The sequence below is a fragment of the Nonomuraea sp. NPDC001699 genome, assembly GCF_053596455.1.
Map to the genome: position 1 here is coordinate 106,316 of NZ_JBSFGF010000004.1, position 20,286 is coordinate 126,601.

Annotated in this window: 21 protein-coding genes; 11 read left to right on the top strand and 10 right to left on the bottom strand. The window is 71.0% G+C overall.

Translation table 11 applies throughout. The annotated features are described in order from the left end of the window. Positions 1-287: 287 nt before the first annotated feature. On the bottom strand, positions 288-2,597 hold the full coding sequence (locus tag ACWCSU_RS13860; RefSeq protein WP_364082765.1) for a transglycosylase domain-containing protein: 2,310 nt from the start codon (positions 2,595-2,597) through the stop codon (positions 288-290). Positions 2,598-2,839: 242 nt separating this feature from the next. Between ACWCSU_RS13860 and ACWCSU_RS13865 the strand changes: the two genes are divergently transcribed. Further along, on the top strand, positions 2,840-3,136 hold the full coding sequence (locus ACWCSU_RS13865; RefSeq protein ID WP_090771382.1) for a WhiB family transcriptional regulator: 297 nt from the start codon (positions 2,840-2,842) through the stop codon (positions 3,134-3,136). 53 nt (positions 3,137-3,189) lie between these two features. Here ACWCSU_RS13865 and ACWCSU_RS13870 read toward each other — a convergent pair whose 3' ends face one another. Then, the gene (locus tag ACWCSU_RS13870) at positions 3,190-4,317 is read right to left on the bottom strand and encodes an ArsA family ATPase (protein ID WP_357692616.1); all 1,128 of its coding nucleotides are present in this window, start codon (positions 4,315-4,317) and stop codon (positions 3,190-3,192) included. Beyond that, positions 4,314-5,318, bottom strand: a complete 1,005-nt coding sequence (locus ACWCSU_RS13875) for an ArsA-related P-loop ATPase (protein WP_357692614.1) — start codon at positions 5,316-5,318, stop codon at positions 4,314-4,316. The genes ACWCSU_RS13870 and ACWCSU_RS13875 overlap by 4 nt, the downstream gene beginning before the upstream one ends. Before the next feature lie 133 nt (positions 5,319-5,451). Here ACWCSU_RS13875 and ACWCSU_RS13880 point away from each other — a divergent pair, with 133 nt between their 5' ends. From ACWCSU_RS13880 to ACWCSU_RS13895, 4 genes are all read left to right on the top strand, one after another. After that, positions 5,452-5,607: a hypothetical protein gene (locus ACWCSU_RS13880; RefSeq protein WP_357692612.1), complete on the top strand. Its 156-nt coding sequence runs from the start codon at positions 5,452-5,454 to the stop codon at positions 5,605-5,607. Continuing rightward, complete coding sequence (locus tag ACWCSU_RS13885) at positions 5,604-6,062, top strand: RidA family protein (protein ID WP_357692610.1); 459 nt, start codon at positions 5,604-5,606, stop codon at positions 6,060-6,062. Before ACWCSU_RS13880 ends, ACWCSU_RS13885 begins: the two co-directional genes overlap by 4 nt. A gap of 109 nt (positions 6,063-6,171) precedes the next feature. Beyond that, complete coding sequence (locus ACWCSU_RS13890; protein WP_449935225.1) at positions 6,172-6,990, top strand: NUDIX hydrolase; 819 nt, start codon at positions 6,172-6,174, stop codon at positions 6,988-6,990. After that, positions 6,987-7,775, top strand: coding sequence for an MBL fold metallo-hydrolase (locus ACWCSU_RS13895; protein ID WP_357692606.1), 789 nt, complete (start codon positions 6,987-6,989; stop codon positions 7,773-7,775). Before ACWCSU_RS13890 ends, ACWCSU_RS13895 begins: the two co-directional genes overlap by 4 nt. Here the strand turns inward: ACWCSU_RS13895 and ACWCSU_RS13900 are convergent. Both ACWCSU_RS13900 and ACWCSU_RS13905 read right to left on the bottom strand, forming a co-directional pair. Then, positions 7,757-8,437 carry a Crp/Fnr family transcriptional regulator gene (locus ACWCSU_RS13900; RefSeq protein WP_125644033.1) on the bottom strand — a complete coding sequence of 227 codons (681 nt, stop codon included), beginning with the start codon at positions 8,435-8,437 and terminating at the stop codon, positions 7,757-7,759. The genes ACWCSU_RS13895 and ACWCSU_RS13900 overlap by 19 nt on opposite strands. Before the next feature lie 133 nt (positions 8,438-8,570). Then, entirely contained in the window at positions 8,571-8,999 is a 429-nt protein-coding gene (locus ACWCSU_RS13905) for a hypothetical protein (RefSeq protein WP_357692604.1), read from the bottom strand. Positions 9,000-9,075: 76 nt separating this feature from the next. On the opposite strand from ACWCSU_RS13905, the gene nth reads away from it, so the two are divergent. Next, the gene (nth, locus tag ACWCSU_RS13910) at positions 9,076-9,798 is read left to right on the top strand and encodes an endonuclease III (RefSeq protein WP_397036359.1); all 723 of its coding nucleotides are present in this window, start codon (positions 9,076-9,078) and stop codon (positions 9,796-9,798) included. A 49-nt stretch (positions 9,799-9,847) separates the two neighbouring features. Further along, positions 9,848-10,513, top strand: a complete 666-nt coding sequence (locus ACWCSU_RS13915; protein ID WP_357692600.1) for an NUDIX hydrolase — start codon at positions 9,848-9,850, stop codon at positions 10,511-10,513. A 16-nt stretch (positions 10,514-10,529) separates the two neighbouring features. Here ACWCSU_RS13915 and ACWCSU_RS13920 read toward each other — a convergent pair whose 3' ends face one another. Continuing rightward, the gene (locus ACWCSU_RS13920; RefSeq protein WP_357692598.1) at positions 10,530-11,021 is read right to left on the bottom strand and encodes a HEAT repeat domain-containing protein; all 492 of its coding nucleotides are present in this window, start codon (positions 11,019-11,021) and stop codon (positions 10,530-10,532) included. Positions 11,022-11,124: 103 nt separating this feature from the next. Here ACWCSU_RS13920 and ACWCSU_RS13925 point away from each other — a divergent pair, with 103 nt between their 5' ends. Then, positions 11,125-12,315: a MarP family serine protease gene (locus tag ACWCSU_RS13925; protein WP_357692596.1), complete on the top strand. Its 1,191-nt coding sequence runs from the start codon at positions 11,125-11,127 to the stop codon at positions 12,313-12,315. Here ACWCSU_RS13925 and ACWCSU_RS13930 read toward each other — a convergent pair. The 4 genes from ACWCSU_RS13930 to acs form a co-directional block, all read right to left on the bottom strand. Continuing rightward, positions 12,312-12,755 (bottom strand): DUF309 domain-containing protein, encoded by a 444-nt coding sequence (locus ACWCSU_RS13930; protein WP_357692594.1) that lies wholly within the window; start codon positions 12,753-12,755, stop codon positions 12,312-12,314. The genes ACWCSU_RS13925 and ACWCSU_RS13930 overlap by 4 nt on opposite strands. Before the next feature lie 16 nt (positions 12,756-12,771). Beyond that, positions 12,772-13,689 carry an alpha/beta fold hydrolase gene (locus ACWCSU_RS13935; protein WP_357692592.1) on the bottom strand — a complete coding sequence of 306 codons (918 nt, stop codon included), beginning with the start codon at positions 13,687-13,689 and terminating at the stop codon, positions 12,772-12,774. After that, complete coding sequence (locus ACWCSU_RS13940) at positions 13,679-14,119, bottom strand: phage holin family protein (protein WP_357692590.1); 441 nt, start codon at positions 14,117-14,119, stop codon at positions 13,679-13,681. The genes ACWCSU_RS13935 and ACWCSU_RS13940 overlap by 11 nt, the downstream gene beginning before the upstream one ends. A gap of 185 nt (positions 14,120-14,304) precedes the next feature. Next, positions 14,305-16,278, bottom strand: a complete 1,974-nt coding sequence (gene acs, locus ACWCSU_RS13945) for an acetate--CoA ligase (protein WP_357692588.1) — start codon at positions 16,276-16,278, stop codon at positions 14,305-14,307. Positions 16,279-16,558: 280 nt separating this feature from the next. On the opposite strand from acs, the gene ACWCSU_RS13950 reads away from it, so the two are divergent. The 3 genes from ACWCSU_RS13950 (at position 16,559) to ACWCSU_RS13960 (ending at position 20,275) form a co-directional block, all read left to right on the top strand. After that, the gene (locus ACWCSU_RS13950; RefSeq protein WP_357692586.1) at positions 16,559-17,338 is read left to right on the top strand and encodes a Fic family protein; all 780 of its coding nucleotides are present in this window, start codon (positions 16,559-16,561) and stop codon (positions 17,336-17,338) included. A 736-nt stretch (positions 17,339-18,074) separates the two neighbouring features. Then, positions 18,075-19,115: a septum site-determining protein Ssd gene (ssd, locus tag ACWCSU_RS13955; RefSeq protein WP_449935235.1), complete on the top strand. Its 1,041-nt coding sequence runs from the start codon at positions 18,075-18,077 to the stop codon at positions 19,113-19,115. Then, positions 19,112-20,275: a TadA family conjugal transfer-associated ATPase gene (locus tag ACWCSU_RS13960; protein ID WP_357692582.1), complete on the top strand. Its 1,164-nt coding sequence runs from the start codon at positions 19,112-19,114 to the stop codon at positions 20,273-20,275. Before ssd ends, ACWCSU_RS13960 begins: the two co-directional genes overlap by 4 nt. Positions 20,276-20,286: the final 11 nt, after the last annotated feature.

Genomic DNA, 20,286 nt, shown 5'->3' on the forward strand with positions numbered 1-20,286 from the left:
AGGGCCCGGAAGCTGGAGCGTCGCTGAGGGGCCCCGAGAAGGTTGTGGGGCCTCCTGGGGGCCCATCCCAGGGCGGGAAGCGGGCGGAGACGTCTAGAAGCCGCGTAGCGCCCTTAGGGGGCGATGGGAGGCCGCGCCGGAAGCGGCGGGCCGGCCCCTGGGACGGGTGCGGTCAGAGCCGGTCCGAAAGCGGCGACCGGGCCCCTGGGACGGGTGCGGTCAGAGCCGGGCCGGGAGCGGCGGCCGGCCCCTGGGACGGTGAGGTCAGGGGCCGGGCTGGAGGCGGGTCAGGGGCGGGTTCGGGTCGCCGGGATGGTGAGGCCGGTGTTGGCGTGGCCGCCAGGCCCGTCGCCCAGCCCCTGCCAGTCACCCGGCCCCGGCCCGTCACCGCGCCCGCCGTCGCCGCCGTCCCCCCGGTCGTTGCGGTCGCCGAAGAAGTCCTCGAACGGGTCGCCGCCGCCCGGCCGCCCGTCCTCCTCGTGCTTCTTCTTCTTTTTGGGCTTCGGCGCGCACTTGTCGGAGCAGCCGCCGAAGCGCGAGTGGTCCACGGACGTGAACTTCGTCGGCTCCACCCCCTTGAGCGCCTGCATCATGGCCTGCTTCCAGATGGGCCCGGAGATGGACGCGCCGTACACGTACGGGAAGTAGCGCCCCCCGATCGTGACGCCGATCAGCTTGTGGGTGGACGCGCCGCGCGGGTCGCCGAGGCTGACGGCGGAGGCCAGGTTCGGCGTGTAACCGGCGAACCAGGCGGACATGTAGTCGTCGGTCGTCCCGGTCTTGCCGGCCGCGTCCCGTCCGATTCCGCCCACCTCGCGCATCGTGCCCTTGGTGAACACACCTGACAGGATGCCGCTGACCGCGTCGGCGACCTCCTCCTCCATGACCTGCGAGCACTTCGGCTTGTACTGCTTGGCGTTGCCGTTCCTGTCCTTGATCTCGGTGATGGCCAGCGGCTTGCAGTACTGGCCGCGCGAGGCGAACACCGCGTAGGAGTTGGCGATCGTCACCGGGTCGACCTCGTTGACGCCCAGCGTGAACGTCTCGACCTCGCGCAGCTTGCCGCCGTCGGCGCGCTTGACGCCGAGGCGCTTGGCGAGCTTGACGACCTTGCAGAGCCCGACCTCCTGCTCCAGCTTCAGGAAGAACGTGTTCACCGAGCCCCACGTGCCGCTCTGCAGGGTCTTGAAACCGCCACCGCCCTCGCTGGAGTTGTGCGCGGTGTGCGAGGGGTCGCCGACGTTGTCGCCCTTGCAGTCCTTGAACGAGTTGTAGCCGCCGGCGGTGAACCCGGCCGGCGCGGGGAAGCCGTCCTCGTACTTGAGGCCCTCCTCAAGGGCGGTGGCCAGCGTGTACGCCTTGGCCGTCGAGCCCTGCTGCAACCCGCGCCCGCCGCCGTGCGCCGCGTCGGCCACGATGTTGTAGCTCATCTCGTTCTTCTTCTTGCTGCCGCCGAACTTGCGCGAGGCCGCCATCGCCTTGATCTCGCCGGTGCCGGGCACGACCATGGCCTGCGCGGCCACGGGCTTGTCCTTGGGGCTGACGTACTTCTTGATGGCCTTCTCGGCGGCCTTCTGCATCTTGGGGTCGAGCGTGGTCTTGATCGTCAGGCCGCCGCGCTGGAGCAGCTTCCTGCGCTCGTCCTCATTCTTGCCGAAGTCCTCGTTGCCGAGGATCTCGTACTGGACGTAGAGGCAGAAGTACGGGAACTTGCTGGCCTCGCAGCCGCCGGGGAACTTGACGTCCTTGTAGCCGAGCTTCTTGGCCTTGGCAGCGGTGGCCTCGGGCCAGGTGATCTTGCCGATCTGGGCCATCCTGTCGAGCACGGTGTTGCGCCGCAGCAGCAGCCGTTCGCGCGCCTCGGGGCCGACGTTGGGGTCGGTGCGGGCCGGGTTCTGGACGGCGCCGGCCAGCGTGGCGGCCTCGGACAGGTTGAGCTCGGAGGCGGGCTTGTCGAAGAAACGCCTGGCCGCGGCCTGGACGCCGTGCGCGCCCGCGCCGAAGTAGGCGATGTTGAGGTACTTCTCCAGGATCTGCTGCTTGGTGTACTTGCCCTCGATCGCCATGGCGTACCGCAGCTCCTGGAGCTTGCGGGACATCGTCGGCGCGATGGCCGCCTGCTGCTCCTCCGGCGTCTCGGCCTTGTTGACCAGCACCTGCTTGACGTACTGCTGGGTGATCGAGGAGCCGCCCTGCATGACGCCGCCGCCGGTGAGGTTCTTCACCAGGGCGCGGGCGGTGCCCTCGACGTCGATCGGGCCGTGGTCGAAGAAGCGGAAGTCCTCGATCGCGATCAGCGCGGTCTGCATGATGGGCGCGACCTTGTCGAGGGTCACGGACTGCCGGTTCTCGTAGTAGAACTGGGCGATCTGCTTGCCGTTGGCGTCGACCAGCTTCGTGCGCTCGGACAGGGGCGGCTCGTCGAGTTCCCTGGGCTTGAGGTCGAGCCCGTCCATGGCACTCTTGGCCGACACACCCGCCCCGCCGACCGCGGGCAGCGCCACGGCTGCCGTCAGCACACCCGCCGCCGTCCCGGCGATGATCAGACGCAGGACGCTGAGGAGCGGGTGGGAGCGGTCTTTGCCCTTCGCTTGCACGCTCCTAAGGGTACGTCGAAACACTGTCCTTATCGGTAACACGACACCATTTCGCCTTGACTGGGAGGGGTGACTAGTCATTCCCGGTCAACAGTCCGGCGAGAAATTGGTCCTCTGGGGTCTGTCGGCCCGAACGTGAAGTTGCGTACGTTCTCCCTGCGGCAACTGAATACGGAGGCTCGGCGCCCGCGCCCGTCGGCCCCAAATGACGACTGACCACCTAAGGGGAGTGGGGTCGAAAAATGTGGATCACGGATTGGACCTCCCGTGCCGCCTGTAAGGGTGCGGACCCGGACGCGCTGTTCGTCCAGGGCGCCGCACAGAACAGGGCGAAGTTGATCTGTCGAGGATGCCCGGTCCGTACCGAATGCCTCGCCGATGCGCTGGACAACCGCATCGAGTTCGGGGTGTGGGGCGGTATGACCGAACGCGAACGCCGTGCGCTGCTCAGGCGCCGGCCCGACGTGGACTCGTGGCGTGACCTGCTCGAGTCCGCGAAGGAAGAGTACGAACGGACCAATGAGCTGATCGCGGGCTGATCGGGCCCGCGGAGGGAGAGCACGGCCGGCGCCGCCCGTCGGCCGTGCTTTCTCTACGCGCTCGCCAACAGGTTCCCGATCTGCCGCAACCCGGCCAGATCGTGGACATCTCCGGACATCGCACGTACCTGTGCCACGGGCACCGTGGGATGAGCCGAGACGAAATGCTCCTGCTCGCGGCTCTCGCGGGTGGCGAGTTGCATCCGGCCGGTGTGCAGCCGCAGCACAGCGGCCGTCAGCTCGTGTTCGCCCCTGGACTCCAGGTCCTCGGCCGCGGCGGCGCTGCGTGCCGCTGAGAGCGCCGAGCCGGGCGACACGTGCACCCGGTTCACCACGAGCCCGGCGAGGGGCATGCGCTCCTCGGCGAGCCGTTCCACGAAGTAGGACGCCTCCCTCATCGCGTCGCGCTCCGGCGCGGCCACCACGAGGAAGGCCGTGCCCGGCGCCTGCAACAGCTTGTACGTCATCTCGGCCCGCTGCCGGAACCCGCCGAACACGGCGTCCAGCGCGGACACGAACGTCTGCAGATCCTTGATCACCTGCGCGCCGAGCAGCTTGGTCATCGCCCCGGCCATCAACCCGAACCCGGCGTTGAGCAGACGGAACGCGCTGCGCCCGCCCGCCTTGGCGGGGGCGGTCAGCAGCCGGATGAACCGTCCGTCGAGGAAGCGGCCGAGCCGCTCGGGCGCGTCGAGGAAGTCCAGCGCCGACCGGGAGGGCGGCGTGTCCACGATGATCAGGTCCCACTCGTCGGAGCGGCGGAGCTGGCCCAGCTTCTCCATCGCCATGTACTCCTGCGTGCCCGCGAAGCTGGAGGACAGCGACTGGTAGAAGGGGTTCGACAGGATCTGGCGGGCCCGCTCGGGGTCGGCGTGCGCCTCGATGATCTCGTCGAACGTGCGCTTCATGTCGAGCATCATGGCGTAGAGCTGGCCGCCGCCCTCGGGCGAGCTGACCAGGCGCGGGGTGTTGTCCAGCTCGGTCAGGCCCATCGACTGGGCCAGGCGGCGGGCCGGGTCGACGGTCAGCACGACCGCGCACCGGCCGCGTTCGGCGGCGCGCAGGCCGAGGGCCGCGGCGGTCGTGGTCTTGCCGACGCCGCCGGAGCCGCAGCAGACGATGATCCGGGTGCCCTTGTCGTCGAGGATGGCGTCGATGTCCAGGGGGACGGGCTTCTTCACGCGGCTCCCCGGTGGGTGCGGAGGATGTCGGCCAGCTCGTACAGGCCGGCCAGGTCGACGCCGTCGGCCAGCAGCGGCAGCTCGACGCGCGGCAGGCCGGCCCCGGCCAGCGACTCGCGCTCGGCGTGCTCCAGCTCGGTGCGGCGGGCGTGCTCGACGACCTCCTCGGCGAGCGCCTCGGCCATGGCGGCGGCGTCGGAGGTGTCGGCGAGCCCGGCCGCCTTGAGCCCGAGCGCGAGCTCGCCCACGTCGAATCGGCCCTTGACAGCCATGTCAAGAGCGGCCTGTGGAAGCAGTGATTCACGGACCATGTTGATGAAAACGCAACCTGGCGGAAGCCCGGCCGAGCGCAATTCGCCGACTCCGTCGAGGGTCTCCTGCACCGGCATCTCCTCAAGGAGGGTCACGAAGTGGACCATCGTCTCCCTGGATTTCACGACGCCGTTCACCAGATCGGAGTGGTTCTTGATGGGCCCGACCTTGGCCAGGCCGGCGACCTCCTGGGTGACGTTCAGGAAGCGCGTGATGCGGCCGGTGGGCGGCGCGTCGAGGACGACGGCGTCGTAGACCCGGCGGCCGTTCTTGCCGCGCCTGCGCACGGCCTCGGTGGTCTTGCCGGTGACCAGCACGTCCCGGAACCCGGGGGCCACGGTGGTGGCGAAGTCGACGATGCCCATCTTGGTCAGCGCGCGCCCGGCCCTGCGCATGCCGTAGAACATCTCCATGTATTCGAGCATGGCCTCTTCGGGATCGATGGCCAGCGCGTACACGTCGCCGCCGGAGGGCGCCACGGCGATCTTCCGCTCCTCGTAGGGCAGCGGCGGCAGGTCGAAGATCTGGGCGATGCCCTGCCTGCCCTCCACCTCGACGAGCAGCACCTTGCGCCCGCCCGCGGCCAATGCGAGGGCGAGGGCGGCGGCGACGGTCGTCTTGCCGGTGCCGCCCTTGCCGGTGACGACGTGCAGCCGCACGTCGTCCCAGTCCGTGTCCGGAGAGTCCACGTTTCGAGGCTACCGAACGGTTACTTGTCGAAACCCGACGGCCACCGTTTGAGATTGCTCACATTGCGGTCATCGCCGCCCGGATGGGTGGGGTGACAGGCCGGGAAGCGGCTTTCCATGAGATCGTCATGCCATGAAGAAATGGGAGTACCTCACCGCTCCGGTGCTGATCCACAACACGAAGATGATCCTCGACAACTTCGGGTCCGACGGCTGGGAGCTGGTCCAGATCGTCCAGGGCGCCTCGTCCGAGCAGCTCGTCGCCTACTTCAAGCGGGAGAAGGCGTGACCCCCGAGGAGCGGATCGCCGAGCTCGGGTTCGAGCTGCCCCAGCCGGTGACGCCGCTGGCCGCGTACGTGCCGACCGCGCGCACCGGCGACCTCGTCTACACCTCCGGCCAGGTGCCCATGCTGGAGGGCAAGCTGCACCAGACCGGCAAGCTCGGCGTCGACCTCGGTGTCGACGAGGGCAAGGCGCAGGCCCGCATCTGCGTGCTCAACGCGCTGGCCGCGCTGAAGGCCGAGCTGGGCGAGCTGTCCAGGGTGCGCAGGATCGTCAAGGTCGTGGTCTTCGTGGCCAGCGCGCCGAGCTTCACCGAGCAGCCCCAGGTGGCCAACGGCGCCAGCGACTTCCTGGCCGAGGTGTTCGGCGAGACGGGCAAGCACGCCCGCAGCGCCGTGGGCGTGGCCGCGCTGCCGCTGGACGCCCCGGTGGAAGTGGAGCTGATCGCGGAGGTCTCCTGACCGGAGAGGCGGGTGCGGAGGTCTCCTGACCGGAGAGGGCTGATCGCGGAGGTTTCCTGACCGCGAGGATGTGCCACCATGACCGAGTGATGTTCTAGTAGGAGGTCAGGTGGCCGGTCTTCCCCTTCCCGACGAGCTCGCCGCGCGAGCCAGAGAGATCATCGCCGGGCGGCTCGCCCCCGCCCCGGCGCGTGACGCCGCCACGGTGGTGATCCTGCGCGGCTCGGGCCCGCGCGGCGGGCCCGAGGTCTACCTGCTCAGGCGCAAGTCCACGATGGCCTTCGCGGCGGGCGCCTACGTCTTCCCCGGCGGTTCCGTCGACCCGCGTGACACCGACCAGGCGGTGGCCTGGGCCGGGCCGTCCCCCAAGGAGTGGGGGGAGATCTTCTACGCCGGTGAGAACGTCGCCCGCGGCCTGGTGTGCGCGGCCGTACGGGAGACGTTCGAGGAGTCCGGGGTGCTGCTGGCGGGGCCGGGGCCGGACAGCGTGGTCGAGGACACCACGGGCGACGACTGGGAGGCCGACCGGCTGGCGCTCATCGACCGGAGCCTGGCCTTCGCCGACTTCCTGGACAGGCGCGGCCTGGTGCTCAGGTCCGACCTGCTCAAGCCGTGGGCCCACTGGATCACGCCGGAGATCGAGCAGCGCAGGTTCGACACCCGGTTCTTCGTGGCGGTGCTGCCCGAGGGGCAGCGCACGCGTGACGTCGGGGGCGAGGCCGACCACGTGGTGTGGCGGCGGCCGGCCGAGGCGATCGAGCTGTGGCGCGCGGGTGAGATCTTCCTGATGCCGCCCACCTCCCACACGCTCACCGAGCTGGCCGGGCACGACAGCGTGGCCTCCGTGCTGGCCGAGGAGCGGGAGATCACGCCCATCCTGCCGGAGGCCGTGGAGGTCGAGGGGGAGATGAGGTTGATGACGCCGTGAGCGGACTGCACATCCCGCTCGGCACGCCTGACGGCTCCCGTACCGAGCACGCCGAGAACCTGCTCGCGCCCAATCCGTCCGCCATGACGCTCGACGGCACCAACACCTGGGTCATCGGCACCCGCGACGCGATCGTGGTCGATCCGGGGCCCGACGACGAGGCGCACCTGCTGCGCGTACGCGACCATCTGGGCGAACGGCGGGTCACCCAGATCCTGCTCACGCACGGCCACGCCGACCACAGCGGCGGCGCCAAACGCTTCGCCGAGCTGGTCGACGCCCCCGTACGCGCCCTCGACCCGCGTCACCGGCTGGGCGACGAAGGGCTCGGCGACGGCGACGTGGTCACGGTCGACGGCCTGGAGCTGCACGTCTACGCCACGCCCGGCCACTCGTTCGACTCGCTCTGCTTCTGGCTGCCGCAGGACCGGGCCATGCTGACCGGCGACACCGTCCTCGGCAGGGGCACCACGATCATCGCCCAGGACGGCGGACTGGGCGACTACCTGCGCAGCCTCGACCGGCTGAGGGCGGCGGCCGAGGGCCTGGGAGCGCGGGCGCTGCTGCCCGGCCACGGCCCGGTGCTGCCCGACCCGATCGCGGCTCTCGACGGCTACATCGCCCACCGGCGGCAGCGGCTCGACCAGATCAGGGCGGCGCGGGCACAGGGCGCGCGCACGCCGCGGGAGGTCGTCGAGATCGTGTACGCGGACGTCGACAGGTCGCTCTGGCCCGCCGCGGAGGTCTCCGTACGGGCCCAGCTCGACTACCTGGAACGGTTGTAGAGCCGGTCCATGTCGAGGATGACCACGGCCTTGGCCTCGATGCGCAGCCAGCCGCGCTGGGCGAAGTCGGCCAGGGCCTTGTTCACCGTCTCGCGCGAGGCCCCGACGAGCTGGGCCAGCTCCTCCTGGGTGAGGTCGTGGTGCACGCGCATGCCGTCGTCGGTCTTGGTGCCGAACCGCTCCGCCAGGTCGAGGAGCTGCTTGGCGACCCGGCCGGGCACGTCGGTGAAGACCAGGTCGGCCAGCACGTCGTTGGTGCGGCGCAGCCGCTGGGCCAGGGCACGCAGCAGATGCAGCGCCACCTCGGGGCGGCCGGTCAGCCAGGGGCGCAGGTCGTCGTGGCCCAGCCCGGCCAGACGCACGTCGGTCAGCGCCGTCGCGGTGGCGGTGCGCGGTCGCGGGTCGAACAGCGACAGCTCGCCGAACATCTCGCTCGGGCCGAGCACGCTCAGCAGGTTCTCCCGGCCGTCGGGCGAGGTGCGGGAGAGCTTGATCTTGCCTTCGAGCACGACGTAGAGCCGGTCGCCGGTCTCGTTCTCGTGGAAGAGGGTCTGTCCCTTGGACAACTGGACCTCGGTGATGCTCGTCCGCAGCGCCGCGGCGCTCTCGCGGTCGAGCGCGGCGAACAGGGGGGCCTTGCCCAGCACATCTTCGGTGTTCACTCTGCCTCCTCTGCTGCCATTGTGACTCACCCCACTCCGGGCGGCACACACAGGCTATGGGAATGCCCGGGTTAGGCGTGGCTTGCCCTGGTGTGTGGCGCACTGAAGTGTATGAACAAATCGGGTGACCTGCTTACTTCCGCAGGAGGTCGTCCACCGAGGCGACCGCCGTCGCCATCGTGTGGCCCAGCAGGACGCGTACGACATGGGCCGCCGAAGGGCGGCCGGCGGGCTCCGGACGGCGGCACCGCTCGACGACGCCGCGCAGCGGATGCGGCAGCGCGCCGGACCCGCTCGCGAACCTCACCAGCTCCGCCCAGTCCCGCACGTCGTCGGCCGGGCCGCCGCGGCCGGGCGAGCCCTGCACGCCCACCAGCACCTGGCCGCGCGTGCCGAGCGCGACGTTGTCCGGGGTGAGCCGCAGGCCGGTCACGCCGTGGGCGTGCATCCTGGCCATGGCCGCCGCGCTGCCGAGCGCCACCCGGTGCAGCGCCGCGCCGCGCAACGGGCCGCCCCTGCGTACGAAGTCGGTCAGTGACTCGCCCTTGTGCTGATCGCCCATGGTCGCCGCCCTCCCAGCCGCCAGGTTGTACGCGAACGCGGCGTAGAAGGTTCAACGGTTCCCATAGTCTTGCGGCATGGCCACGAACGCGGCGGGGCGCAAGCCGGAGACCCAGCTAGCCCTGGTACGGCGGGCGCGCAAGATGAACCGCGTCCTCGCCGAGACCTACCCCGACGCCCACTGCGAGCTCGACTTCCGCAACCCGCTGGAGCTGCTGGTCGCGACCATCCTGTCGGCCCAGTGCACCGACAAGCGGGTGAACATGGTGACCCCCACCCTGTTCGCCAAATACCCCACCGTCGAGGACTACGCCGCCGCCGACCGCGCCGAGATGGAAGACATCATCCGCTCGACCGGCTTCTTCCGCGCGAAGACCAACAGCATCATCGGCATGGCCCAGGCCGTGTGTGAGCGCTACCGCGGCGAGGTGCCGGGCCGGCTCAAAGACCTGGTCACCCTGCCCGGCGTGGGCCGCAAGACCGCGAACGTGGTGCTCGGCAACGCGTTCGGCGTGCCGGGGCTGACCGTCGACACGCACTTCCAGCGGCTCGTGCGCCGCTTCGGCTGGACCGAGGAGACCGACCCGGTCAAGATCGAGCACGTCGTGGCCGAGCTGCTGCCCCGCCGCGAGTGGACGATCTTCTCCCACCGGGTCATCTGGCACGGCCGCCGCATGTGCCACGCGCGCCGTCCGGCCTGCGGCGTGTGCCCGCTGGCGAACCTGTGCCCCTCCTTCGGCACCGGGCCCACCGGCGAGGCGGAGGCGGAGAAGCTGGTCAGGCCCGGTCCCTTCTCCTGATCCGCGAGCCCAGGGAAGTGATCGAGGCCGTGCCGTGTTGGAGGTTTGCGTGACAGAAGTGCCCGACTGGCTCGAACGGCTCGCGGCGCAGGCCGCGCGGATCACGGTCCCCCGCTACCTGCGGCCCCCGGCCGGCCGCGGGCGCCTGGCCGCCGTGCTGATGCTGTTCGGCGAGGGTCCGCTCGGCCCCGACGTGCTGCTCATCCAGCGCAGTTCACGCGGCCGCAGGCACGCCGGCCAGCCCGCCTTCCCCGGCGGCGGCGTCGATCCCGAAGACGGCGGCCCGGTCGGCGCGGCGCTGCGCGAGGCCGAGGAGGAGACCGGCGTCGATCCGCGCGGCGTGCGCGTCCTCGGCACGATGCCCGAGCTCTACCTCGACCACAGCGACAACCGGGTCACCCCGGTGTTCGGCTGGTGGCACACGCCCTCCGCGGTGCACGCCGCCTCGCCCGACGAGGTCGAGTCGGTCGAGCGGGTGCCGATCGCCGAGCTGGTCGATCCGGGCAACCGGGTCATGTTGCGGCATCCCAGCGGGCTCGCCGGCCCGGCCTTCCACGTGCGGGGCATGCTGGTGTGGGGGTTCACCGCGATGGTGCTCGACTCCGTGCTGCGCGAGGGCGGCCTCGAACGTCCCTGGGACCAGGCGCGGCTGGAGGACCTGCCGGCCGAGGTCGTCAGACTGGGCCTGCGCGAACGGATCACTCCGGGGTCCTGACGGCTGCGCGAGCGGATCACTCCGGGGTTCTGAGCGAGACGCCGAGCGAGGCCCAGTCGGCGACGTCCGCGTCGTCGTCGGCGGCCAGGGTGCGCAGCATCTCCAGGCCCGCCCGGTCGGGCGGGTCGCCCAGCACGTGCTGCAGCGCGTACGCCGCCCCGTACCTCACTCTGGCGTCGTCGTGACAGGCAAGGTCGATCACCGAAGGCAGCGAGCGGGGGTCGGCCAGGTGGCCGAAGGCGATCAGCACGGCGTACAGGACCATGGCGTCGTCCTCGCTGGCCGCCAGGTAGCGCAGCACCGGCAGCGTACGGTCCACGAACGGCCGCAGCATGCCCATGATGTCCACCCCGAGCAGCCGTTCGGCCACGTTGTCCGCGGCGCACAGGCGGCGTGCCTCGATGAACGACTCCAGGTCGGCCCGCTGGCGCAGCAGGCAGATCACGTGCCAGCGCAGCGGCCCGTCCGGGTCGGTGTCGCTGAGAGCTGCCCGGATGAGATCGCGCACTGTTCCCTCGGCCGGCGGCATACCGCCCAAGATAGCCAGCCGGGTGACGCCGTCCTGGCGGAAGACGTGCACACTTGACCGTATCGCTGGCTACCTTTGAAGCGTGCGCGGTGATCTGCTTGACCTCATATTGATCGGCCTCGTGATCGCCTTCGGCGTATCCGGCTACCGGCAGGGCTTCATCATCGGCGCGATGAGCTTCGTGGGGTTCGTGGGCGGCGCCGTGCTCGGCATCTTCATCGCGCCGCCGATCGCCAAGGCCGTCGTCGACGGCGACACCCCGCAGGCCCTGCTCGCGATCGTGATCGTGTTCCTGGCCGCCACGATCGGCCAGTTCGCCTCCTCCACGGTCGGCGCGGTCGTGCGCAGCCACGTCACGTGGGAGCCGGCCAAGATGGCCGACGCGGTGGGCGGCACGTTCGCCAGCGCGCTGTCCGTGCTGGTGATCGCCTGGCTGATCGGGTCGCTGATCGTCTCGACGACGTTCACCCCGCTGGTCGACCAGGTCAAGAACTCCGCGCTGCTGACCACGGTCGACGACGCGATCCCGCAGGCCGCGCGCAACTGGCAGCAGCCGTTCAAGAAGTTCGTGGACAGGTCGGAGTTCCCGCCCGTCTTCGACGCCATCGCCCCCGACGCGCTGATCGACGTGCCGCCGCCGGCGCAGAGCGTGCTGCAGGGCGCCAAGCTGGGCCGGGCCCAGCGGGCCATCGTGAAGGTCCAGGGCAACGCCGAGAGCTGCAACAAGCACATCGAGGGCACCGGTTTCGTCTACGCCGACAACCGGATCATGACGAACGCCCACGTCGTCGCCGGCGTCACCCGCGACCTGGAGGTCATCGACTACAAGAACGTGCGCCACCCGGCCAAGGTCGTGCGCTACAACCCCCAGCGCGACATCGCGATCCTCTACGTGCCCGGCCTCGACCTGCCGCAGCTCACCTTCGAGGCCGACGGCAAGCGGGGCGCCAACGCGATCATCGCCGGCTTCCCCAGGGGCAAGGGCTTCACCGCCGAGCCCGCCCGCATCGGCGGCCGTCTCGACGCCGAGGGGCCCGACATCTACCACGACCGCAACGTCCGGCGGAAGGTCTACGCGATCCGCGGCAAGGTGCTGCCGGGCAACTCCGGCGGCCCGCTGCTCACCGTCGACGGGCGCGTCTACGGCGTGATCTTCGCCGCCGCGGTCAGCGAGAAGGACACCGGCTACGTGCTCACCGCCGAGGAGGTCGCGCCCGACGCCGGCCAGGGCCGGAACGACACCACCGCGGCCAGCACCCAGGAGTGCGACTAGGCGGGCAGTGCGGCCAGGATCAGGGCGATCGCCTCGACGGCGTCGCTGTCCTGGGTCAGGCCGGTGGCCGCCCTGCCGACGGCGTCGTAGTCGCCGCCGTACGCCTGCGCCCTGGCCGCGCCGCGGCTGAACAGGGTGACCGCGCCGCGGCCGTTGCCGCGCTGGAGGTGCGTCAGCCCGACGCAGATCTGCGCGAGCCCCTGCCACAGCTCGCGCTCCTCCTCGGGCGCGCACTTCCAGCGGCCCTCGAAGACCTCGTGCGCGTTGAACGGCAGCCCCTCTCCCAGGAAGTGCCGCGCGTCGGCGAGCGCCTGCTCGGAGGTGGGGGCGTAGTCGTCGGGGACCCGGTCGACGCCGGGCGAGCCGTAGGGGAGCGGCCTGCCGTACGCGTCGCGTGGCCTGGCGTTGCGCGGCTTGCCCTGGGGGTCGCGGTCTCTCATCGCTCGAGGGGCTCTCTCATCGGTCGGGTTCGGGATCGGCCAGCCAGCCGAGCAGCTCGGTGTCGAACACGTCGGGGATCTCTTCGTGGGGGAAATGGCCCGCGCCCTCGAACAGCCGCCAGCGGTAGGGGGCGGCGACGTACCGGCTGGAGCCCTGGGCGGTGCGGGGGAGCGCGTACGGGTCGAGCGCGCCGTGCAGGTGCAGCGTCGGCGCCTCGATCTCGGTACGCATGACCCTGGCGTAGCGGCGGCCGTCGGGCCGGAGCTGGGAACGGCCGAACCAGCGGTGGTACTCCAGCGCCGAGTGGGCCACGGCGGGGATCCGGAACGCCTCCCGGTAGGTGCGCGCGGTCTCGGCGTCCGGCCAGCCGGGAGCCGACCAGCCCGCCAGGATCCTGCCGACCAGGGCGGCGTCGTGCCTGGTGAGCCTGCGTTCGGGCAGCAGCGGGAGCTGGTAGCCGAGCGCGTGCCGGCCGGCCCTGAGCTGGCCGGGGTCGGTCGCCAGCGCGTGGCGCAGCCGCAGCGGGTGCGGCGCCGAGACCACGACCAGCCGGCGCACGCACTTGGGGTCGAGCACGGCCATCGTCCAGGCCAGCAGGCCGCCCCAGTCGTGCCCGACGACGACCGCGCCGGTCTCGCCGAGCGCGCGGATCAGGCCGGTCGCGTCGGCGGCCAGGGTGGGCAGGTCGTAGCCGCGCGGCGGCTTGTCGCTGCCGCCGTAGCCGCGCAGGTCGGCGGCGACCGCCCGGAAGCCGGCCCGCGCGAGGGAGGTGAGCTGGTTGCGCCAGGTCCACCAGAACTGCGGGAACCCGTGCAGCAGCAGGACCAGCGGGCCCTCGCCGGCCTCCACGACGTGGAAGCGGGTGCCGCCGGCGTGCACGGCCCGGTGTGTCCACGGGCCGTCGATCTGGACGACCGTCTCGTCAGGTGCCATCACGGCTCACCGGCTGACCCTCGGGGCTGGGCACGGGGAGCGTCTGCTCCTCCGGCGTGGCGATCTCCTTGAGGCCCTTGATCGACCTGGCGGTGCGCTTCATCCCGGCCAGGCCCTTCAGCCTGCGCACGCCGACCAGCACCAGCAGCCCCGCGGCCACCAGGTAGAAGACGGTCACGATGAGGAAAGCCAGCCAGTTGGGCAGCCACTGGGCCAGCACGTACGCGATGGTGAACGAGGCCAGGATCAGGCACAGGTGCGCCATGAACGCGGCGGCGGCGAACAGCCCCGCGGCCATGCCCACCCGCTTGGCGTCGAACTTGAACTCGGCCTTGGCCAGCTCGATCTCCGAGCGGACGAGGTCGGAGATGTGGCTGCTGGCCTGGGCGACCAGCGAGCCCAGGGATTCTTCCTCGGGAGTCTGCGGCATGAACGTCTCCTATCGAGGCCTGGTGGCCGTGTCAAACATCCCGTACTAACTGCTGGGCGCCACCGAACACGCCGAGGACGCGGCTACTCCCAGAACTACCCGATCGCCCACGATAACGCCGTCCGCCGCAGACAGATGAGGCGCATGCCCGGTACGGGCATGCGCCTCAGCGGCTGAACGGCCGGTCAGTCCTCGGACTTGGCCGCCGGCAGCTTCTCGGAGATGAGGTTCATCACCGTGCTGTCGGCCAGCGTGGTGACGTCGCCGATGCTGCGGTTCTCGGCCACGTCGCGCAGGAGGCGGCGCATGATCTTGCCGGAGCGGGTCTTCGGCAGCTCGGGGACGACCAGGATCTGCCGCGGCTTGGCGATGGGGCCGAGCGTCCTGGCCACGTGGTCACGCAGCTCGGCGGCGATGTCGTCGTTCTCCTCGGCGCTGCCGCGCAGGATCACGAACGACACGATGGCCTGGCCGGTCACCGGGTCGGTCGCGCCGACCACGGCCGCCTCGGCGACCTTGGGGTGGCTGACCAGGGCGCTCTCCACCTCGGTGGTGGAGATGTTGTGGCCGGAGACGAGCATGACGTCGTCGACGCGGCCGAGCAGCCACAGGTCGCCGTCCTCGTCCTTCTTCGCGCCGTCGCCGGGGAAGTACATGCCCTCGAAACGCGACCAGTACGTGTCGATGTAGCGCTGGTCGTCGCCCCAGATCGTGCGGAGCATCGACGGCCACGGGTCGCGCACGACGAGGAAGCCGCCGCCCCCGTTGGGGACGCTGTTGCCCTGGTCGTCGACCACGTCGGCGGTGATGCCCGGCAGCGGGCGCATCGCCGCGCCCGGCTTGGCCGAGGTGACGCCCGGCAGCGGGCTGATCATGATCGCGCCGGTCTCCGTCTGCCACCAGGTGTCCACGACGGGGCAGCGGTCGTGGCCGATGTGCTCCCGGTACCAGACGTAGGCCTCGGGGTTGATCGGCTCGCCGACCGAGCCCAGGACGCGCAGGCTGGACATGTCGAACTTGGCGGGGATGTCGTCGCCCCACTTCATGAACGTCCGGATCGCCGTGGGGGCGGTGTAGAGGATCGTGACCTTGTACTTCTGCACGATCTCCCAGAACCGGCCGCGGTGCGGGGTGTCCGGGGTGCCCTCGTAGATGACGCTGGTCGCGCCGTTGGCGAGGGGGCCGTAGACGATGTAGGAGTGGCCGGTGACCCAGCCGATGTCGGCCGTGCACCAGTAGATGTCGGTCTCGGGCTTGAGGTCGAAGACCGCGTGGTGCGTGTAGGCGGTCTGGGTGAGGTAGCCGCCGGTCGTGTGCAGGATGCCCTTGGGCTTACCGGTGGTGCCGCTGGTGTAGAGGATGTACAGCGGGTCCTCGGCGTCGTGGGGCTCGGCGGTGTGCTGGTCGCTCTGGCGCTCGACCAGGTCGTGCCACCACACGTCCTTGTCGCCCACGGCGACGTCCTGGCCGGTACGCCGGACGACGAGCACGTTCTCCACCTGCGGGCACTCGGCGACGGCCTCGTCCACGGTGGGCTTGAGCGCGCTCGGCTTGCCGCGGCGGTAGCCGCCGTCGGCCGTGATCACGAGCTTGGCGTCGGCGTCGTCGATGCGGCTCTTGAGCGCGGCGGAGGAGAAGCCGCCGAACACCACCGAGTGGATCGCGCCGATGCGGGCGCAGGCCAGCATCGCGATCGGCAGCTCGGGGATCATCGGCATGTAGATGGCCACCCGGTCGCCCTTGCGCACGCCGAGCTCCAGCAGCGCGTTGGCGGCCTTGCCGACCTCGTTCTTGAGGTCGTTGTAGGTGAGCGTGCGGCTGTCGCCCTCGGGCTCGCCCTCCCAGTGGTAGGCGACCTTGTCGCCGCGGCCCTCCTCGACGTGCCGGTCGACGCAGTTGTAGGCGACGTTGAGCTCGCCGCCGACGAACCACTTGGCGAACGGCGCGTTCCACTCCAGCGTCGTGTCCCACCGCCTGGCCCAGGTCAGCCGCTCGGCCGCGCGCTCCCAGAAGGCGAGACGGTCGGCGTCTGCCTCGGCGTATGCGGCGGCGGTCACGTTCGCGGCCGCGGCCAGCTCGGCCGGTGGTGCGAACCGGCGGTTCTCCTGTAGCAGGTTGGACAGCGCCTGGGTCTCGTTGCCAGGGGTCTCCGGGGCCACTTCGTGCTCCTTCTATGGCCAGGTTGGACAGGTCGGGTCCCACTTCACCAGCTCACGGCCTCCCCACACAAGAGGTCTAGACAGGTCTGTACCGATTCGCGTGGGTGGCCGCATGATTATCAGCTTGCATGACAAACGCAATTGAACTGTTGTCATCCTGAAATCAGGAGAATATGCGGTTCGGCGTGGCGGGAAAAAGCGGGGGGTGCCGGAGCGCCTTATAGGGCGGCGGTCCGGTCCATGGCGGGGCATGGCGTACCCGCCGGTAAGGTCGGTTTCCGTGAGTGACCCATTGGCCGTCATCGCGCGGTTCCCAGGCGTGTCCGAGGCAGTGGACGAGGCGCGGCAGGCCGTCGACAGGCTCTATCGGCATCGCGTCCTGCGCCGGGCGAGCCCGGCGGTGTCCACCGAGTCGTCCCTGCGCGGCGCGCGGGCCTCGGCCGCGATCGAGGGCGTCGACGTGCCGCTGGACGCCTTGCGCCGCGACGAGGTGCACGATCCGCTCGTACAGGGGGCGCTGCGGGCGTCCGCGGAGATGGGCCGGCTCGGTCCCACCTGGCGGAAGGCGCCGCGGCAGGTGCTGGCCCGCCTGCACACCGTCGCCGCCGCGGGGCTCGCCGACCAGCCGGCGCTGGGCCGTCCCCGTACAGACGACTCCGCCCCCGATCCGCTCGGGCTCGGTCCCGCCCCGGGGGCGGCGGAGACCGCGACGCGCATGGAGTCCCTGTTCCGGCTGCTGGAAGAGGCGGGCAAGGCGCCCGCGATCGTGCTGGCCGCCGTGGTGCACGCCGAGCTGGCGGTGCTGCGTCCGTTCGGGACGTGCGACGGCGTCGTGGCGCGTTCCGCGGAACGGCTGACGCTGGTCGAGTACGGGCTCGACCCGAAGTCGCTGGTCGTCGTCGAGATCGGGCATCTTGAGCTGCCGTACGCGGAGGCGCTCCGGGCGTACCTGACCGGTACTCCGGAGGGCGTCGGCCAGTGGGTACAGCACTGTGCCTCGGCGGTAAGCCTGGGGGTACGGGAGACGACCGCGGTCTGCGAAGCGATGCAACGAGGCTGACGGACGGGCTGGTCACATAGCGGACGGCGTCTCGACCGAGACGCCGTCTGCCGGTGCATCACACCGGGTTACCAAGCGTGCACCTCAAATCCGTCGGAGCGGGTCAAGCCCGTCACGACGCGCCTCCCGCGGCTGGTCGCGCGTGGGTACCCGGCTGATGCACCCGGACAAGAGGTCCGTAACACCTTTCTACGACGGATCCGCCCTGCTGGGAACCCCTTGGAGCAAGACCTTTACCCAGACGTGGAGCGGCCGGGAGGGTTCCGTCGAGCCGTCTTCGGGCGCCAACCCGTTACCTACCTGTGACGATTACGGACAGTGACTGTCTTTATGCGATCGTTATGGCGTAGCGAAAAAACTTGGCGGAAATGCCAGATTACTGCTCGACGAAACTCGAGTGGATCGGGCAGCATACGGAGGTATCGCCCGAAACTGGAGCGTGTGTGTGAGGGATGCGTTTGCAAGTCTCTTGCCATGCTCTGGTGAAGTGATGAAAGCTTTCTTCTGAAACGGGACCGGCTCTACCCCCCCGGAGCCGGACCGATCAGGCGACCCCCGCTCTCCCCCCCGGCGGGGGTCGCCCTATTTCCGGCCTCTGTCCGGCTCGCCGACCCCGCCGGTTGTCCATAGGTGAGGCATGTCCGCGGCCGCCGTCCCCAGAATCCCGTTCGGCCTCTCCCGGCCGCCTCCTCCCCAGCAGGGTTGACCTCCCACGCCCCGGCAAGAGGAGGACCCCGTGCACCGCCCCCTGGTCATCACCGAGGACCACGACCTCCTCGACGACCTGGTCCGCATCGCAGCCGCCGCCGGCGCCCAGCTCGACGTGGCCCAGACCCCCGCCCATGCCCGGCCGTACTGGAACCTCGCCCCCATGGTCGCCATCGGCCCCGACCAGGCCGACGCCGTCGCCGCCACCTCACCGCCCACCCGGGACCAGGTCCTCCTGGTGACCCGTGGCCCCGACGACCCCGACACGTGGCGAAAATGCGTGGCCGTGGGCGCCCAGGCCGTCGTCCGCCTCCCCGGCGACGAACGCCACCTCGTGGAACGCTTCGCCGACGCCATGGAGCCCGAGCCCCGCTCCGGCGCGGTGACCTGCGTGATCGGCGGCCACGGCGGAGCGGGCGCGAGCGTGGTGTCCGCCTGCCTGGCCCTGCGCGCCTCGGGCGACCGCCTCCGTACGCTCCTGATCGACGCCGACCCCCTGGGCGGCGGCATCGACGCCCTGCTGGGCCACGAGGAGGCGGCGGGCGCCCGCTGGGGCGACCTGGTGGCGAGGGAAGGAAGGATCAGCTCCAGCGCCCTGCGGGCGGCGCTCCCGTCGTTCGGCGACCTCGCGGTCCTGTCCTTCCACCGCGGGGAAGTGGCCGCGATCCCGCCCCAGGCCATGCGCTCGGTCCTGGAAGCCGGCCGGCGCGGCTTCGACCTGATCGTCGTCGACCTCCCGCGCCATCTCGACCCGGCCGCCGTGGAAGCCCTCACCAGGGCCGACACGACCCTGACGGTCACCACGGCTGACCTGCGCGGCATCCTGTCCACCGTCCAGGTGCTGGGCGAGCTCCGCAGGCACACCGCCGACCTGCGGGCCATCCTCCGGCCCGGAGTCCTCGACGAGGAGACGGCCGCGGCCTCACTCGGCATCCCCGTCGCCGCCCACCTGCCCGACCATCCGAGGCTCACCGCCACCCTCAACCGGGGCGAGCTCCCCGGGCTCGGTCCGCGTACGGTTCTCGGCACCCTCTGCGCGTCCCTGCTCCAAGACCTCCTTCCGGCATGAGCGCCGCAGGGGAGGTCTCGCCGGAGCTGGTGGAGGCCGTACGCGTCCGCCTGGCCCACGCCGGTGTCGAGCCGACGGCCGCCCAGGTGGCCGTCGCGCTCAGAGCCGAACGCTCGGTCTACGGAGACGCCGAGATCCTGGCGGTCGCCCGCGCCCTCTGCGCCGACCTGATCGGCGCCGGTCCGCTGGAACCGCTCCTGGCCCGTCCCGACGTCACCGACGTCCTGGTCAACGGCCCGCGGGAGGTGTGGATCGACGACGGCGGCGGCCTGCGCCGCACCTCCGTCACCTTCGCCGACGACGGAGCGGTCCGCAGGCTGGCCCAGCGCCTCGCGGCCGCCGCCGGTCGCCGGCTCGACGACGCCTCGCCGTACGTGGACGCGAGGCTGGCCGGGGGCGTCCGGTTGCACGCCGTACTGCCGCCCATCGCCTCGGGCGGCACCTGCGTGTCGCTCCGCCTGCCGCCGCGCCGCACCTTCACCCTGTCCGACCTGGTGTCGGCCGGCACGATCGCCCCGGCGGCCGTCACGGTGCTGACGGCGATGGTCGACGCCCGGCTCGCCTTCCTCGTCACGGGCGGCACCGGCACGGGCAAGACCACCCTTCTGTCGGCCCTCCTCTCCCGGGCCGACCCGGCCGAACGCCTCCTCCTCGTGGAGGACTCCGCCGAGCTGCGCCCTCTCCACCCCCACGTGGTCCGCCTGGAGACCCGTCCGGCCAACCTCGAAGGGGCGGGCGGAGTGGGGCTGCGCGATCTGGTGCGTCAGGCGTTGCGCATGCGTCCCGACCGGCTCGTGGTGGGCGAGGTCAGGGGAGCGGAGGTCGTCGACCTGCTCGCCGCCCTCAACACCGGCCACGAGGGCGGGTGCGGCACGCTGCACGCCAACGCCGCGGCCGACGTGCCGCCCCGCCTGGAAGCCCTCGGCTGCGCGGCGGGCCTGACCAGGGAGGCCGTGCACAGCCAGCTGGCGGCGGCCCTCGACGTGGTCGTCCACCTGACCCGCACCCGCACCGACGGCCGACGGCGCGTCGCCGAGATCTGCCTGCTCTCCAGAACCCCGGCCGGCCTCGTCGAATCGGTCCCCGCCCTCACCTTCGCCCCGGACGGCAGCCCCCACACCGGCCCCGGCTACGAATCCCTCCTGCGAAGGACCTCATGAAAGCCCCCGGA

Bases quoted from the DNA above. Each gene is read 5' to 3' on its own strand.
- ACWCSU_RS13865 (WP_090771382.1), top strand. From the start codon at position 2,840: ATGTGGATCACGGATTGGACCTCCCGTGCCGCCTGTAAGGGTGCGGAC.
- ACWCSU_RS13880 (WP_357692612.1), top strand. From the start codon at position 5,452: ATGAAGAAATGGGAGTACCTCACCGCTCCGGTGCTGATCCACAACACG.
- ACWCSU_RS13905 (WP_357692604.1), bottom strand. From the start codon at position 8,999: ATGGGCGATCAGCACAAGGGCGAGTCACTGACCGACTTCGTACGCAGG.
- nth (WP_397036359.1), top strand. From the start codon at position 9,076: ATGGCCACGAACGCGGCGGGGCGCAAGCCGGAGACCCAGCTAGCCCTG.
- ACWCSU_RS13930 (WP_357692594.1), bottom strand. From the start codon at position 12,755: ATGAGAGACCGCGACCCCCAGGGCAAGCCGCGCAACGCCAGGCCACGC.
- ACWCSU_RS13935 (WP_357692592.1), bottom strand. From the start codon at position 13,689: ATGGCACCTGACGAGACGGTCGTCCAGATCGACGGCCCGTGGACACAC.
- ACWCSU_RS13940 (WP_357692590.1), bottom strand. From the start codon at position 14,119: ATGCCGCAGACTCCCGAGGAAGAATCCCTGGGCTCGCTGGTCGCCCAG.
- ACWCSU_RS13960 (WP_357692582.1), top strand. From the start codon at position 19,112: ATGAGCGCCGCAGGGGAGGTCTCGCCGGAGCTGGTGGAGGCCGTACGC.